This window comes from Brasilonema octagenarum UFV-OR1, assembly GCF_963888615.1.
Classification (GTDB): Bacteria; Cyanobacteriota; Cyanobacteriia; order Cyanobacteriales; family Nostocaceae; genus Brasilonema; species Brasilonema sennae.
Genome location: NZ_CAWPKW010000309.1, coordinates 18,846 through 35,130, shown reverse-complemented (window position 1 = coordinate 35,130; position 16,285 = coordinate 18,846). Strand labels below are relative to the sequence as shown.

10 protein-coding genes are annotated in these 16,285 nt (G+C 41.1%); 4 read left to right on the top strand and 6 right to left on the bottom strand.

The annotated features are described in order from the left end of the window. Positions 1-153: 153 nt before the first annotated feature. Positions 154-1,800: an ABC1 kinase family protein gene (locus AC5590_RS27405; protein WP_169266489.1), complete on the bottom strand. Its 1,647-nt coding sequence runs from the start codon at positions 1,798-1,800 to the stop codon at positions 154-156. 614 nt (positions 1,801-2,414) lie between these two features. Next, complete coding sequence (locus AC5590_RS27400; RefSeq protein WP_169266487.1) at positions 2,415-3,479, bottom strand: mannose-1-phosphate guanylyltransferase; 1,065 nt, start codon at positions 3,477-3,479, stop codon at positions 2,415-2,417. A gap of 289 nt (positions 3,480-3,768) precedes the next feature. Here AC5590_RS27400 and AC5590_RS27395 point away from each other — a divergent pair, with 289 nt between their 5' ends. The 4 genes from AC5590_RS27395 (at position 3,769) to AC5590_RS27380 (ending at position 9,708) form a co-directional block, all read left to right on the top strand. Continuing rightward, positions 3,769-5,208: an LCP family protein gene (locus AC5590_RS27395; protein ID WP_169266486.1), complete on the top strand. Its 1,440-nt coding sequence runs from the start codon at positions 3,769-3,771 to the stop codon at positions 5,206-5,208. Between the two features lie 1,091 nt (positions 5,209-6,299). Continuing rightward, the gene (locus tag AC5590_RS27390) at positions 6,300-7,271 is read left to right on the top strand and encodes a sodium-dependent bicarbonate transport family permease (RefSeq protein ID WP_169266485.1); all 972 of its coding nucleotides are present in this window, start codon (positions 6,300-6,302) and stop codon (positions 7,269-7,271) included. Between the two features lie 373 nt (positions 7,272-7,644). After that, a complete protein-coding gene (locus AC5590_RS27385; RefSeq protein ID WP_169266484.1) occupies positions 7,645-8,316 on the top strand; it encodes a carbonic anhydrase in 672 nt (223 codons plus the stop codon). Positions 8,317-8,424: 108 nt separating this feature from the next. Continuing rightward, positions 8,425-9,708, top strand: a complete 1,284-nt coding sequence (locus AC5590_RS27380) for a proton extrusion protein PcxA (RefSeq protein WP_169266483.1) — start codon at positions 8,425-8,427, stop codon at positions 9,706-9,708. A gap of 13 nt (positions 9,709-9,721) precedes the next feature. Here the strand turns inward: AC5590_RS27380 and AC5590_RS27375 are convergent, their stop codons facing one another. The 4 genes from AC5590_RS27375 to AC5590_RS27360 all read right to left on the bottom strand — a co-directional run bounded on the left by AC5590_RS27375 (position 9,722) and on the right by AC5590_RS27360 (position 15,345). Continuing rightward, on the bottom strand, positions 9,722-10,492 hold the full coding sequence (locus AC5590_RS27375; protein ID WP_169266482.1) for an ABC transporter ATP-binding protein: 771 nt from the start codon (positions 10,490-10,492) through the stop codon (positions 9,722-9,724). Continuing rightward, positions 10,489-11,550: a FecCD family ABC transporter permease gene (locus AC5590_RS27370; RefSeq protein ID WP_169266481.1), complete on the bottom strand. Its 1,062-nt coding sequence runs from the start codon at positions 11,548-11,550 to the stop codon at positions 10,489-10,491. Before AC5590_RS27370 ends, AC5590_RS27375 begins: the two co-directional genes overlap by 4 nt. Before the next feature lie 121 nt (positions 11,551-11,671). Continuing rightward, positions 11,672-12,700, bottom strand: coding sequence for an ABC transporter substrate-binding protein (locus AC5590_RS27365; RefSeq protein WP_169266480.1), 1,029 nt, complete (start codon positions 12,698-12,700; stop codon positions 11,672-11,674). A 29-nt stretch (positions 12,701-12,729) separates the two neighbouring features. After that, on the bottom strand, positions 12,730-15,345 hold the full coding sequence (locus AC5590_RS27360; RefSeq protein WP_246162606.1) for a TonB-dependent siderophore receptor: 2,616 nt from the start codon (positions 15,343-15,345) through the stop codon (positions 12,730-12,732). Positions 15,346-16,285 lie beyond the last annotated feature (940 nt).

Sequence of the window (16,285 nt, the reverse complement as noted above, 5' to 3'; positions counted from 1 at the left end):
CAAGGCAGCTTTTGGGGGGAAGCGGGGGAACATAACGTGCCGCCCCGTTGTAGCATCTGGCGTGAGGGTACCGGAGGCGGGTGAGGTTCCTCGTTTTTATAAGTGTTTATCCGGACATGATATCAGAAGTCCATTCTGACTTCTGACTTCTTGTTAACGTAGCCGTCCTGAGCGCAAAATACTAATAATTAACCACAGCCCTAAGAAGCTAGCAGTAGCAAACAACACATTGCTCAAAAACAACAACTGAGATGTCTGTGCGTTGCTAGAGATAATTGCTGCACCCATAATCAGTGAACCCACTAAGATGCTAAAAGAAAGACGATTTGCAGCATCATCTGCGGTTCGCCGTAAGCTATCTAAACCACGCAGTGAGATATTCCACTGTAATGTTTCCGAGGTAATTCGCTCTAGCAGAAACTCTAGGAGTCGAGGAGATTGTAAAGAGAGACTTTTGACATCCAAAGCTGTTCTAAGGAGCGATCGCACGGGATTCTCACCAAGCAACTGTTGGCGAAACACATCTGTCAGCAATGGCTGAATTTCATCGAGAAAGTTCAACTCTGGGTTAAATCCCCGTGCCACTCCCTCTAAGTTAGCCAGGGTTTTGGCATATAAACCCATGTTACTGGGCAAGCGAATTTTGTTGTTACGAGCGACTTGCAAAAGTTCGTAGATGATTTGACTGAAATTAATTTGCGATACGCTCAAGTTGTAATACTTTCGCAGCATCCGGTCATAATCATTTTCCAGCTTAACCAGAATCACTGGCTGTGTAGACTCTGCCAGCTGCAAAGTTAACTGAGCACACCGCTGAGCATCTAGATCTACAATTGCCAACAACATTTCTACCAATATGCCTTGTGTACGGGGATCAAGCCGTCCCACCATGCCACAGTCCAACAGGGCAACGCGACCATCTTTTAGATAAAATAAGTTACCAGGATGGGGGTCAGCGTGGAAAAAACCATCAATATACAGTTGCTGAAAGAAAGCTCGGAATAGTAATGTAGTAATTTCTTTACGTTTTTCGGCTGGATCTTTGCCATTGTTGTCACTCTCAAGATCTGCCTGTAACAGAGGACCTCCGTTGAGCCACTCCATCACGAGTAATTTTGGTGTCGTCAAATCCCAGAAAATTTCGGCAACAACTAATTGTGTGGGATCAAACCAGCGACTGTGGGATAAATTGCGTCGTAACTGGTCGGTGAAGCTTGCTTCTCGTGTAAAATCTAATTCATCTTCTAGGGCTTTGGTAAATTCTTCAGCGATCGCTTTGATTTCATAATTTTGCCCAAATTCGGTACGAGCTACTAAATCGGCTATACCTTGAATTAAGGCGATATCTTGAGGAACAGTCAGATCAATTCCTGGACGTTGTACCTTAAGAGCCACTTCGCGCCCATCTACAAGTGTAGCTTTATGTGTCTGGGCAATTGAGCCTGCTGCTACTGGGATAGCATTTATTGTGCTGAAGGTTTCTTCTAAAGGACGTTTGAGTTGTTTGCGAATGAGGACTTCTACATCTGCCCAAGGAACTGCTGGTACTTCATCTTGAAGTGTTGATAATTCCTCAATATATCCTGCGCTCAGCAAGTCTGGACGGGTAGACATTAACTGACCGAGCTTGATGTAGACTGGTCCTAAGTCTACTAGAATGTTTTTTAAAACAGCAGGTGTGGGTAGTTGGGGTTCATCAGCTTTTCCTCCAGTGAGGACTCGTCGCATATAGTCCCAACCATTACGAAGCAGGACTTCAATGATTTCTCTTTGACGAGGAACAGTTTGGGTGAGGAACATGGTTTTATAAAAAAGCGGAAGGATGCAACAGAAAGAGGAATAGACGAGTTGGAGAAGTCAGCCGCAGGACATGATGATGACCACCAAGCCGTTGATATTACTGTTAGTTTTGGGGATTTTGCCTGGTGTAGCGCAATCCTTTAATATTTGTAAAGGTAATTTTACAAAATATTGTAGAGAAAGTTCATCCCTTCAAAGAGGTGTATAGAAATCTGCCGCCCCAAGATGTGCTGTGATATCATCTTATTCAGTACCGTGGGGCACACGGAAACGAACGCTTGAGAAGCTAGTTGTAAGACTAGGCACATCAGAAAGTTAGACCTCAAGTAGGGCAACTGAAAAGGGCAATCTGAGTCCAAGAATCCTAATCCTCCGGGATGTGGGAATGTCAAGTGATTTTAAGGATGAATCCCCATCGTTGATGAAACGATGGGGAAATAAAAATTTTTTTGGACACAGAAATAGGCTTTTGATAGGCAATAATGCAGTTTATTGCCAAGTTCTTGGCTAGAGGTTCACAACTACTGATTTCCATAATTGTTCAAATGAAATAACAGACAGAAAAGTTATACTGGTTGATACACCTAGCGTGCCTCTGCCAAGAGTTTTAAGTTTTAAAGCAAGTTAGAAAATCGCGGCTCACTTTGTAAGGTTTTGAGGACTTGCTTAATTTCTTGGGTACGGTCTTTTTTGACAATTAGGGTAACGTTGCGATCGCGCACAATCACCACATCTTCTAACCCAATTGTAACAATGACATCCTCCTCATTTGTGGAATAGAGTATAGCTCCCTGTGTGTCCAGTCCGACATGAGTCGCAAATTCAACATTGGGGATGCCTTCTTTTTTCAGTAAACGCTCGATCGCATTCCAATCTCCCAAATCATCCCAGCCAAATTCTGCGGGTAAGACATAAGCAATATCTGTCTTTTCCATCAAGGCATAGTCTATACTTTTCTTAGGGAGATCTTGATAGATATCAGGACCGAACTTTTCTATCGGTTCGATAATTTCTGGAGCGTGTTTGTGCAGTTCCTTGAGAACAACACCTGCTCGAAAAACAAACATGCCGCTATTCCAGCTAAAACGTCCTGTAGATAGAAAGTTTTCAGCCGTTTGACGGTCTGGCTTTTCAGTAAAACGGTTGACGTGATAGGCTGGCAACTCATTAAAACTGCCAATCTTTTCCCCTTGTTCAATATAGCCGTAACCAGTTGATGGAAAGGCAGGCTTAATCCCCAGTGTGACAATCGCTGCCTGGGTAGCCGCAAGCTCTATTGCTGCATTTATTGTACATACAAATGCTTCTTGGTCGGCTATCCAATGGTCAGCGGGGAAAAAACCGATAATAGCGTCGTCTCCATAACGCTTTTGAATTTCCAAACTTGTCCAGGCAACCGCAGCAGCGGTGTCCCTTCCCTGCAACTCAACAAGTAGGTTATCTGATGGCAACTCAGGTAGTTGTTCTCTAACTCCTTGAGCTATCTGAGCTGAGGTAATAACCCACAGGTTATCCCAACCGCTTGCAAGTGTCAATAGTCGGTCAGCAGTTGCTTGTAGGAGACTTCTGTCAGTACCATCAAGATTCAAAAATTGCTTGGGTCGATTTTGACGACTCAAGGGCCAAAAGCGCTCTCCTTTACCACCCGCAAGGATTACAGGGAACAAAGTTCTAGTCATTGGGTCAGAGTAACTTACTAAAGAATACTACAAGTGTACTGTGACAAATAAAAGTAATGAAGTATAAATATACTTGGATCAAGTCAGAGGAAATGACACAAATAGACACCATAAAAAGCGAATGATAAAGGTATAGAGCGACTCTAGGGGACTTACCGTAGGATAGTTAGGATGAGGTTAGATGATAAATTTACACTCTTACTCAAACTTCGAGTAAGGTAGTTCACCGGCAAGATTTATAAGTTGCATTAATATTACGTTTAGGGAGTGGATGAGTGGGGAAAGTATTGTGGTCAAGCAAGTAGCAAGTCAAAAACACCAGAGCAGCTCAAATAAATTACAACAATCCTCAAATGGGGTAACACTCACAAACCAAAAAAGTATTTCTCGTAAATTCGTATCTTCGGGTTCTGTTCCCAGTCAGCTGTATCATCGGCTGGGGTTAGCCATGCCTCGATGGCTTTTTTGGGTACTGACAATTGTTGTAGGAATGACCTTGTCGGGTTTGCTGGTATCGAGTTTGGCACTTTGGACTCCACTGTGGAGTGACATTGATCGAACAGATGAAGAAGTCGGATTGGGTGGGAAAGACCAAAAAGTACCTCTACCAACAGAGTTGTGGAGTAACATTTCACAATACAAGCTCACTCGACCAATGAATATCTTGGTCATGGGTATTGAGCCAGTACCTGGCAGTGTAGATGGAACTCCCGAAAGTTTTGCAGGTCATAGCGATACGATACTACTGATACGATTCAACCCAAGCAACAAAACAATCCGGGTACTTTCTATCCCCAAAGATACCATGACAGCTATTCCAGAAAAAGGATTAACTAAGGTATCTCAAGCCAACGCTCAAGGAGGTAAAGTTTTAGCAGCACGGGTTGTCAGTCGTACTCTCAGTAATGCACCTATTGATCGCTATATTCGTATTTCTACGAGTGGGTTACGACGGCTAGTGGATCAGTTGGGTGGAGTAGAGGTTTTTGTTCCTAAACCAATGGTTAACAAAGATCCTGGAACACGATTTTCGATTAACTTAGTCAACGGCTGGCAAACACTCAATGGTGAACAAGCAGAACAGTTTGTACGATTTCGCGAACCAGGAATGGGCGATTTGGAAAGAGTACAGCGACAGCAAGCACTTTTGGTGGGATTGCGCGATCGCCTAAACAGCCCTACTGTTTTACCCAAATTGCCTCAGATTATCCGTGTTATGGGAAGGCACTTCGACACTAACCTCAAGCTGGAAGAAATGATGGCAATAGTGAACTTTACTTTGAACATAGAGCGAGATAATTACCAGATGACCATATTACCTGGAATTTTCAGCCGTCTGAGCCAAGATCCTAGTAGCTATTGGTTGGATCTGACTGGGCGAGTTGACTTGCTACAAGATTACGCTGGGGTGACAATAGGGGGTGTGTCCTCAAGTGTCAAACCGCTCGCTAGCCTGAAAATTGCCATTCAGAATGCTTCTAGAAAACCTCAACTAACTCAAAAAGTTATTAATAATCTCAAACAGCAAGGATTTACGAAAGTTTACGCTATACCAGATTGGTCTGATAACCGAAGCGAAACTAAGATTATTGTCCAAAAAGGCAACCGAGAAGCAGGAGAACAATTACAAAAAATCTTACGTTTCGGTCAGGTTGAGGTGTCCGCGACGGGCGATCTAGAATCTGATATCACAATCCGGATTGGTAAGGATTGGAAGGATTGGAAGTAGTTATTAATCATAAGTCATTTGTCCTTTGTTGGGGACAAATGATTTTTGACAAAGGACAAAGCACAACATGATCAAACAAATCCTACTTCGTATATTGGGATTAATTGTGATTTGGATTCTTGCGTGGTTATGGGTGCTGCTTTACGCTAGTCCAGCTTATGGTTAACTGATGGGGTCATTTTATTGTAAATAATTAGGCGAGTTTGATATTCGATCTGACTTATAAAGTAAACATTAAGACTTTTTAGATTTGAAAGCTACTGTAGGATTTAGCGTTCTCCTCATGCCAGCTTTGGGGTTGAAACGAAGTGAAATCTATCTGCGCTAACTGAACATTTGTCTTAATTTTGCCGTATTGTATTATATATTACTATTTTTTAATGACATCCTTACATCTGGCAAATATAAAGTCAAAATAATTAGAAGTTTTTCATACTTGTTAACAATATATAAAAGTTATTTTATCTTTATTTATTAAGCATTGTAGGATAGAGCGCTGCCTTGATAAAAGTTAATGTCATAACATTGACACACAATGTTCATACCATTTTCATAGCCTTGAAATATATTCAGTGAAGACTTGATTATTGGTAACAGTAACTTAAGTAAATAAGTCGGCACGAGAAAACTAATATATGTTGAGTTTTGTCAAAACTGCGGAATGACTCATTTCTAAGCTGTTTGCTGATTTGACATTTTGTTAGATAGCTTGATTTGTGAACGCTAACTGACTTAAATTTAGGACTTAGGCACTTGACAAATAAATTTTTGTGTGCATCATGCAAAGAGTGCCAACTTCGGTGCGGTTCTGCAATAGTCAGATTTCGCAAGAATGTTCCTCTATCTACTGGTGCATAAGTTGATTTTGCTTGCACCTAATTAAAGAAGGAATGGCAGCAAATAAGTCTGACGCACAAAATCGATTTTTGTAAAGTCTGCCGGGTGAAACTTCCCCCGGCGTTAGCGTTTGCGCAGCGCCCCCTCCGGGGCTAGCGAGCCTTTGGCTGCTTTACGTCAATGCGTAAGTCCTAAAATTGTCTGATCCCTATAGTCATTCCCACTTCTGTTCTAAAAAATCAGGGTTAGAAGAAATGAATTCCAGCCTTATCTTATCGAACATATTGAATCCGCCAGTGCTCTTTTTCTTTGTAGGAATGCTGGCAATTTTTCTGAAATCGGATTTAGAAATTCCGCAACCTTTACCAAAACTATTTTCTCTTTACTTACTACTTGCAATTGGGTTTAAGGGAGGATATGAACTTGATGAGAGCGGAATTAATCCTCAAGTAGCGTTGACATTGATAGCAGCTATCATCATGGCTTGTGCGGTTCCTATCTACTCCTTTTTTATTTTAAAAACAAAACTTGATGCGTATAATGCTGGAGCTATTGCTGCAACTTATGGATCTATCAGTGCTGTCACTTTTATTACTGCACAGTCCTTTCTAAAAGTGCTTGATATTACCTCTGATGGATACATGGTAGCTGCTTTGGCACTGATGGAATCTCCAGCAATTATTGTGGGTATTGTTTTAGTAAGAGCATTTGGTCAAAAGAAAGAAGGGGGTGAATTTTCTTGGAGTGAAGTTTTGCGAGAGGCTTTTCTAAATGGTTCTGTATTTCTCTTAGTTGCAAGCCTTATTGTTGGCATTTTAACAGGACAGAAAGGATGGGAAAAGCTACAACCATTTACTCAGAGCATATTCTACGGAGTTCTAGCATTTTTTCTACTAGATATGGGAATGGTAGCTGCTAGAAGAATACTAGATATAAGAAAAACAGGTTCTTTTCTAATTATTTTTTCTGTATTTATGCCTGTTACCAACGCAATTTTGGGGATAATCATTGCTAAACTCATTGGCATACCACAAGGGAATGCTCTTTTATTTGCTGTTCTTTGTGCTAGCGCTTCTTACATAGCTGTTCCAGCAGCTATGAGAATGACAGTTCCTGAAGCTAATCCCAGCTTGTATATTTCTATGGCTTTAGCACTCACCTTTCCGTTCAACATTATTGTAGGAATTCCTCTATATATGAATATCATAAAAGCTATAGGAATCTAGCAGAGTCGAAACAGTCAAGAAACTGGAAATTATTACCAATACACTAAACCCTTGGGTGGGAACAGAAAAGCCCACCTATAGGTTTTAGACTCTTGATTGCAAGACTGCTTGATCCTCGCTGCGCTGCCTGCGGCACGCTGCGCGAACAAATTCAAAATATGCCCTACGGGCACGAACTTTACAAAGTTCAAAATTCAGAATTTATTTGAATTTTGAACTATTTGCTTTTGACTTTTCTAAGTTTTTTCTTGCAAACTTCAAAAAAGTCTCTAAATTTAAAAATATCAAAAAAATGACAGTTTTTTTCCAAAAAAGAGGTTACAAAGTATGAAGTTTAAAAAGAAAGATTTCTTTCCATAGGAGGAACGAGGTTGTGTCCATCAAACACTTAATCAGTGGTTTAAATGAGTTTCATGACAACTATTTTGTCAGTCATCGAGATCTTTTCCAGCAATTATCTCATGGTCAAACTCCTGAAGTTTTACTTATCACTTGTTCTGACTCTCGTATTGACCCTAATTTAATCACTCAAACCCAGCCAGGGGACTTATTTGTTATTCGTAATATTGGTAATATTATTCCACCTTATGGATCACTTAATAATGCTGAAGGTGCTGGTGTAGAATATGCTGTGCAAGCATTAAATATTAAAGATATTATTATTTGCGGTCATTCCCACTGCGGAGCGATGAAAGGACTGTTACAAATAGGTAATCTTGCTCAGCAAATGCCACTAGTATACGATTGGTTGAAGCACTATGCTGAGCCTACCCGTCGTCTTGTCTTAGATAACTACAAGCATTGTCCCAGCGATAAACTATTAAAAATTGCAATAGAACAGAACGTCTTAATACAGATAGACAATCTAAAAACTTACCCGATAATTTGCTCTAAACTTCACAGTGGTCAAATCACTCTTCACGCTTGGATCTATGAAATTGAGAGTGGCGAAGTCTTTGCTTATGATGTTAGCAAAAAACAATTTGAACTTCTCAATCGCTCATTCGCTGTACCAAACTCTCTTATCGGTGTACACTCAGAATAAGATACCCATCTAATGGCTAATAAATCATAAGTAAAAATTATATTTTATTAGCCATTATTGATTTTTAAATTAAATAAAATAATAATAGTTAGTTAAAATGAATGTAACATGAAAATTTCGTTTTTCAACAATCATCCAGGATCCATCGGACAAAAAATTCAACAATACTTACAGGCTGGTAACAAACGATTCCTGAGTACACCAGAAAGAGCACTATTAGAAGCTTACGAGGCTGCTCAAAGAATTAGAAATATTGAGATAGAGCAGTTTGAGGGTAACAAAATTATTCCTAACTCAAGTAAATACACTGAGAGTGTCAGAGCTTATTGGCAGGTTTCTCTTAACAAGAACTTAATGATTATCAAGGCAAAATTAGCGGAGTTCCGTTTAAGTTCTTCTGTGTTGAATATGTCAAGTTCTGCTTTTTTAGAGAAACTAAGTTTTATTGATGAGGTGAGCCTCAAATATAATTTAGAACAAGAATTGAATCAGGACGGGATAACACCAATCTCTCAACCATTACAACTTAACCGTGACGAAGTTAACAACCAGTCAAATTCATCTGGTGTAAACAATATAAAAGGTGACCCTCTTTTTAATAAAACAGGTATATTTCCTAGGTCAATTGGAAGAACATTAAATAGAATTAAAGCAGATTTGTCGCCGGAAGCAGAACAACAATATATTAGAAATTTCCAAAGTTCTAGAAAGAGAACAAGAAGTGCGGTCAGATTTTTGGTAATTCTAGTTATTGTGCCGCTATTAACTCAATATCTCTCTAAACAATTCTTATTTAGTCCAATTGTAGAGCGGATAAGAGGTGAAAATCTAAATCACATTTTCCTCAACTATGAAATGGAAGAAGAAGCTCTGACAGAGTTAAAAACTTTTGAAGAAAAATTAAAGTTTCAGAGCCTAATTAGTAAAGCACCGCCACTTTCTTCAGAAGCTGTAGAGGAAAAAGTAAAAAATAAAGTCCATGAAATTGCCGAAGAATTTAAAGAGAAAGGCAGTAGCGCTATTAGTAATGTTTTTGCTGATTTGCTGTCACTTGTAGCTTTTGCGTTCGTAATTGTTACAAGCAAAAGAGAAATTGCAATTGTGAAATCTTTCATGGATGATGTTATTTATGGTTTGAGTGACAGTGCTAAGGCTTTCTTGATTATTTTATTCACAGATATATTTGTCGGATTTCACTCACCACATGGTTGGGAGGTGATTCTTGAAGGATTTGCGGAACATTTGGGGCTTCCAGCACAAAAAAGCGCAATATCTCTTTTTATTGCCACTTTTCCTGTGATTTTGGACACTATTTTTAAATACTGGATATTCCGTTATCTGAGTAAATTGTCTCCTTCAGCCTTGGCGACAATGAAAGAAATGAACGAGTAATGTCATATCTGTCTTAAGTGTCTTCCAGAAAGAAGGTGATGCGTAATTTATCTGTGCGCGAGTCCAGCGCAACAACAGATCCTACCCCAAACACCTCCCGGATGAGCTTTGGTTGTAGCAGGGCTTGGGGGTTCCCTGCTGCGACGATGGTTCCTTCCTTGAGCACGTAGATGCTATCGCAGTACGTAGCAGCAAGGTTCAAATCATGCAAAGCAGCAATGGTAGTCACACCTAATCCCTTTACCAGTTCCAAGAGTTCCAACTGGTAGCGAATATCGAGATGATTTGTTGGCTCATCAAGAACGAGGAAACGGGCTTGCTGGGCGATCGCCCGTGCAATCAAAACCCGCTGCTTCTCTCCACCAGAAAGGGAAGCAAAACTTCTTTCGGCAAAGGTAGAAAGCCCCACCTGCTCAAGAGCACTCAGAACGATGCTGTGATCTTGTTCTGTCTGTCGGTCAAATATCCCAAGATGCGGTGTACGCCCCATCCATACCATCTCCTCAACAGTAAAGTCAAACTCAGTGGGTGTTTCCTGTAAAACAACTGCGGTAGCTTGTGCCATTTCACGAGCACTCAGATGCCAGATATTCTTACCATTAAGGGTAATAACTCCAGTATCTGGTTTGAGGACACGGTAAATACATCTGAGTAAAGTTGACTTGCCACTACCATTAGGACCAATTAGTCCAACAAACTCACCTGATGCTACCTCCAAATTAATATCACGTAAAATCTGCTTTCCCTCAATACTCCAGGATATCTGTTTCACTTCTAACTTCATCGTCCACCTTCTTTACCTTGCATCAACCAGATGAAAAAAGGAGCGCCGAACAGTGCAGTGATAATGCCGATGGGAAGTTCCTCTGGAGCAACCAAAGTCCGTGCTAATACATCTGCCCAAATCAGGAAAATTCCACCCAGGAGCAGGCTTACAGGTAAAACGCGCTGATGATCTGAGCCGACGAGGAAGCGGACACTGTGGGGAATCATCAGCCCGACGAAGCCAATCACACCACTGACGGCAACTATGACACCTGTTAGCAGTGATATTACTAGGAATAACTGCTTGCGGAAACTGTCGGTGTCGGTTCCTAGAGTGCGGGCTGTTTCTTCACCGATGAGGAGTGCATTGAGCGATCGCGTTTGAACCAACAAGTATCCCAGCCCAACTAACAAAGCCAGCACTGGTAAAATCAGGTCTGTCCACTTTGTTCCTGAAAGTCCCCCCAACAACCAGAACAACACTCGTCGTGTAGCTTCCCCACTTCCGGCTTTGATAGCCAAGAAACTCGTTATCGCCTCAAACAGATACGATACTGCTACACCAACTAAGATTAAGCGTGTGGAACGGAGGCGTCCTTGTCGTCGTGCTAAGAAGAAAACAACAACGAATGCTAATAGCGCACCGAGGAAAGCCCCAACGGAGATTGCATACACGCCAAAAAATGAGAAAACACCGAACAGGATCACTAAAACAGCACCCACCGATGCGCCAGAGGAGACACCGAGAATAAAAGGATCAGCTAAGGGGTTTCGCACCAATGCTTGCATAGTGACGCCTACCACTGATAACCCAGCGCCCACAAAAAAAGCTAGCAACACACGCGGGAAGCGAATGAGCCAGACAATCTGAACTTGTGCTTGCGTCCAGTCTCCTGTAACATTTGGAAAAACTTGAGATAAGGCTATCTGCCATACCCTCAAAGGGGGAATTGGTACAGGCCCAATCATCACCGCCAAAGTCATAGAAATCAATAATATCACCGCCAAAGCCACCATTAGCAGCTTGTAGCGTTGCTGCTTGTTTTTTCTCAGGTGCTTTGGTACTGGATTAATCATGATTAAGAAGAACACAGAACACAGAACGCAGAACGCAGAATATCCCCATGAATGGAATTCTTTTGATTTAATAAAGAAAATTTTCTCTTGTCTCCAAAGCGATGTTTCCTCATCTCCCTCATCACTTAAACTTCTCTGGGTACAAAGCCTCTGCTAATTGTCTCACCCCTGCAATATTCCTAATTCCTGGCATCGTGTAACTAAAACCCACAACAATGAATTTATCCTGTTGCACAGCTTTCATCTGCGAGTAAGCAGGGTTAGATTTAAGTAATCGTCGCTTCTCGTCAGCAGGTGACCAGCTAGCATCAATGAGAACAATCACATCGGGTTGACGTGCAATCACATCTTCCCAATTAACTGTCACCCATGCTTCTTTTTTCTGGATATTTTTGAAGATATTTTCTCCAGCAGCTAATTCAATAATATGATTCGGCATTCCCCAGTTAGAAACGGTTAGGGGAGGGTTTTCAGAATCGTACCAAAAAATGCGCTTCTTGGTTGTGACTTTGCCTAGCTTTTGTTGAGTTTCTTGCAGTTGTGCTTGCAGTTGAGCAATTAACTTTTCGGCTCGTTCTTCTGCTCCAAAAATACGCCCAATATCCCGTATTTCCTGATATAAATTTTCCATCGTGACGCCCTCAGGTCTGAGTTCTGGGCGATCGCATTCAATTGGTAACAAATAAGAAGAAATCCCTAATTTGAGCAACTCTTCTCGTGATCCAAGTGCTTCTTTGGCAAAAGCACTTTCCTCAGTGGAGAACACAAAATCTGGTTCAACCCCCAAGAAAACTTCCCGCGATGGGTACTTCGGCGCTAAAACGCGAATTTGGGAATATGCCTGTTGATACTCTGGCAAAATCGGATTATCCAGGTAGGCTGTACCAACCATGTGCTTTTCTAAACCCAGCGCCAGCATCACCTCTGTTGCAGATTGCATCATCGTGACAGCGCGTTGTGGTGGTTGCTTGTAGGTAATCGTCAGGTCACAATTATTAAGTGTGGTGGAAGTGTATTTTGCTGCTTCAGAAGCAGTATTAGTTGATTTAACAACATTTCCCTCACATCCTGAAACCAGTCCCAGCAGAAGCACTGCCAAGACTCCAACAAAGGGTTTAAGTATCCAAACATAGTGACGTAATTTACTCACACACAACTCTCATTTGAATGCTTTGGGAATTAAAACTCAACTGACACTGTTCCCAACACCGTAAATGGTGATGCAGCGTCAATACTGTACCCATCAACCTCATAATACTTAACATTAGAAATATTCTTGAAGTTGACTGCAAATCGATAATTTTGACGCCGATAGAAGATGGAAGCATCAGCTCGTATGTAACTTGAGAGTTTAAATGTATTCGGTAAATCTACCTCTTGCTCACCGACAAAATACAACCCACCACCAAATCCTAACCCCTGCAAACCACCGCGCTGAAATTCATAAGTTGTCCACAATCCAGCGCTGTGTTCTGGGACGCCAAATAATCTGTCTCTGACAGGAATCACATTGTCCTTCGTCACTGTACCATCAATGTAAGCATAGTTAGCAACAACCTTCCAACCTGGTAATATTTCGCCTGCGATATCTAATTCAATACCTCTGCTGCGTTGTTCTCCTGTTTGGATACTGAATAGGTCGTCTACTGGGTCTGGTGTGAGTACGTTCTGCTTGGTAACTTGAAAGAATGCCAAAGTTGCAGAAAGTTTATCCTTGAGAAAATTTTGTTTAACCCCCACCTCAAATTGTTCGGTATTTTGTGGCTTGAACTGTTCGTTTGTCCGACTTCTTGCTTGAAATTGAGGAGAAAAGCCGTTTGTCCAGTTAAAGTAAAGCGAAGTCGTATCACTCGGTTGATATACAATTCCAACTCGTGGTGAAAAACGAGTATTTGATTGTTCGCTGAGAGTATCGCCACTCACACGGTCTTTTGTGCTGTAATCGTTAAAGTCTAAGCGACCACCCAATAACAATTTTAGATTCGGTCGAAGCTCAATCAAATTCTGTGCGAATAAACCTACATTCTCAGAAACAATTTTTCGACCAAAGGGAGAACCATCCTCTACAGGAATAGGAGTTCCACCATATTGCGGGTTATAAATATCTATGGGTAATTCGAGGTCTGGGGCAAAAATGTAGTTAAATACATTTCGGGCTAAATCTACCCCAAACAGAACATTATGGCGAATAGAGCCAGTAGAAAATTTGCCAGAAATTTCGTTTTGTAGCGTGATATTTTTGTGTTCTTCATCGGAAGCGTAGAAAGTACGGTCTAGAGTGCGGCGGTCATCTTGCAAAGAACCAGGAGAGACCTGCTTTGCGTCATTCAAATTAGCACTGAGAATATTAAATCCTTGGCGGAACTTCCAGTTGTTGCTGAATTGATGTTCAAAGTTATATGTAAACGAGTTAGAGGTGACTTCACCATTGGCAAAATTGGGTTCTCCTAAAAATCGACTACGAGGAAGTTTGAGAACTTCTGGCTCAATGGGAAAACCATTATCAAAAGTATAGTTGTATTTTTGGTGTTCGTATTCAAAGGTGAGTTTGGTGCGATCGCTTATCTTCAACTCTAAAACAGGCGAAATAAAGAAGCTGTCATACTCCACAAAATCACGGAAACTGTCAGCACTTTCGTAGGCGACATTCAAACGATATAAAACTGATTTGTCGTCTGTAAGCGGTCCACTAATATCTAAAGTCGGACGCAAAAACTCGTAACTTCCATAAGTGACATTTCCGTTGTAATAAGGCTGTGATAAGGGTTTTTTGGTAATGGAGTTGACAACACCACTTCCACCTGCATACTGTGTCGGACTACCGCCATAAACCACCGCCGCCGGACCTTTGAGAATCTCCACGCGCTCAATATTGGCTACATCTCGCGGACTGAAGTAACCGTAATCTGGGAAGCCATTGCGTAAAGTTTCAAAATTGGTTAGAAAACCGCGCACCCGAAACCCTAATGAAGACAAACCTCCATATCCACGCTCGGGTTGTACACCACTGACATTATCCGCGAGTTCTGAAAGACGCACAACATTTCGGTCTTCAATCACCTGACGCGGAATGACTTGAATAGACTGGGGAATATCACGTAATGGTATATTATCTGTCCGGATTCCAGTTGTGGCATCAGGTACACTATATCCTTGTTGTTCACCCGTCACAACGAGTTCAATTGCTTCTTGACTCGACTGGGATGGTTTTTCATTACTAGGTTTAGCTGTTTGTGGTGTAGAGGATATCACCGGCGTGAAAACAAAAATTAAACCTTCATTGCTGTCGTCCAACTCAACTTTTGGTACACTTCCCTCACCTGTCGCTGTTACCCGGATACTACTTGCGTCTATATTAGTCACCGTTACTTCAGTAATTCCCGCAACAGGCTTTTGTTGACGGAAAGAACTACCACTTGTTAGCTGCAGTTGAGCATTAGGAATATCCGCAATGAAGTTATTACCTTCACTCTTAATTGCGACTTGCAGTTTATCAGATGTAGAAGTTTCTAATATCACTTCCAAACCGTTAGCAGTTTGAGAAAGGCGCACTCTTGTGATTTGTATAACTTGATTCTGTTGAGTCTGTTGCGTCAACCAGTCCTTAACACTGGTGTGGGGACGCTGAATCTCACTCAGTCGAGGAATGTCTTTTATGGGTGCTGCTGCATTTGTTGTCCCGATTTTGTGTTGCACAGCACTGACATTTACAACATCAGCACGTGCTGGGGAAGCCCCTAAGACTGATACAGCTGTAAACAGCCATATCCAGGTGGATAGTTTCTGTTGTTTCACCCTAATTCCTCACACTTGAATGACATATCGCAGCTATAACATTTAGAGAAAAACATGAACCTCGCAGAAAAACATGAGTGTCTCCTGATAGGGCTTGAATCGTTGACCTACACCAGCTTCAAGTTTCCCAAACTCAATCGATTGGTGGTTCAGCGAAGACTCTATTTGTACGTCATGTTTATATATTTAATTGTTGTCGAGTTGCACAAAAGCAATTCTTATCATCAACGAGCTAGCCATATAAGTCAAACGACAGGTTGTCAAACTTGGTCAAACTTTCCTCTACTTCAAATTAAAAGAGGCTATGGCTTCGACGGTGAGATCAGCGGCTCGACTGACTTGTGCTGAGCCGGTCGTTGTAGCTTCGCCGAACGGTGCAAGCGACATAATGATTCATTTCCCAAAATCGGGGGGATTGAAGAAATTTTTTTCATCAGTCGAGTTACACACTTGTAAATAAAGAATTTTTATGAATCAATACTTATTGATAATATTTTTTGATAAGATTATTCTTGCTAAGAATGAAAAGTTTATTATATGTTTATATGTTGATAGAGTTGCAGAAAAGTTTTTCAAAACAATTTTGGAGGGTTTGTCTCCCAGAAAACTTAGCAGTGAGCATAGATAATTATGGCAATGTAAAAGCTTACGAGGCTTTTGGCTCCCTCTAATTATCCAAATGATGATCAGCTCCTGATCTTAGAATAACTTTTGGTTATACCTGTTATGCGTTTGCTTCTATGACGTATAACTAGTCAAGGAAATAGCTTTTAAGATGGGTAACTCATCCCTTTTCTGAAATGTTGAATTTCTGCACATATTTTTTTGGAACTAAGTTGATAAGGTAGGTTTGTTTTTAGGCTCAAGAAAATCTAGTTTTGTTGTCTCATCAAATGAAATTTTAGGTGTATATTTTTTACATCTGAAGAAAAGTTTTTCT

Excerpts from the sequence above, each read along its gene's own strand:
- AC5590_RS27405 (WP_169266489.1), bottom strand. The coding sequence starts at position 1,800 with ATGTTCCTCACCCAAACTGTTCCTCGTCAAAGAGAAATCATTGAAGTC.
- AC5590_RS27400 (WP_169266487.1), bottom strand. The coding sequence starts at position 3,479 with ATGACTAGAACTTTGTTCCCTGTAATCCTTGCGGGTGGTAAAGGAGAG.
- AC5590_RS27390 (WP_169266485.1), top strand. The coding sequence starts at position 6,300 with ATGAATTCCAGCCTTATCTTATCGAACATATTGAATCCGCCAGTGCTC.
- AC5590_RS27380 (WP_169266483.1), top strand. The coding sequence starts at position 8,425 with ATGAAAATTTCGTTTTTCAACAATCATCCAGGATCCATCGGACAAAAA.
- AC5590_RS27375 (WP_169266482.1), bottom strand. The coding sequence starts at position 10,492 with ATGAAGTTAGAAGTGAAACAGATATCCTGGAGTATTGAGGGAAAGCAG.
- AC5590_RS27370 (WP_169266481.1), bottom strand. The coding sequence starts at position 11,550 with ATGATTAATCCAGTACCAAAGCACCTGAGAAAAAACAAGCAGCAACGC.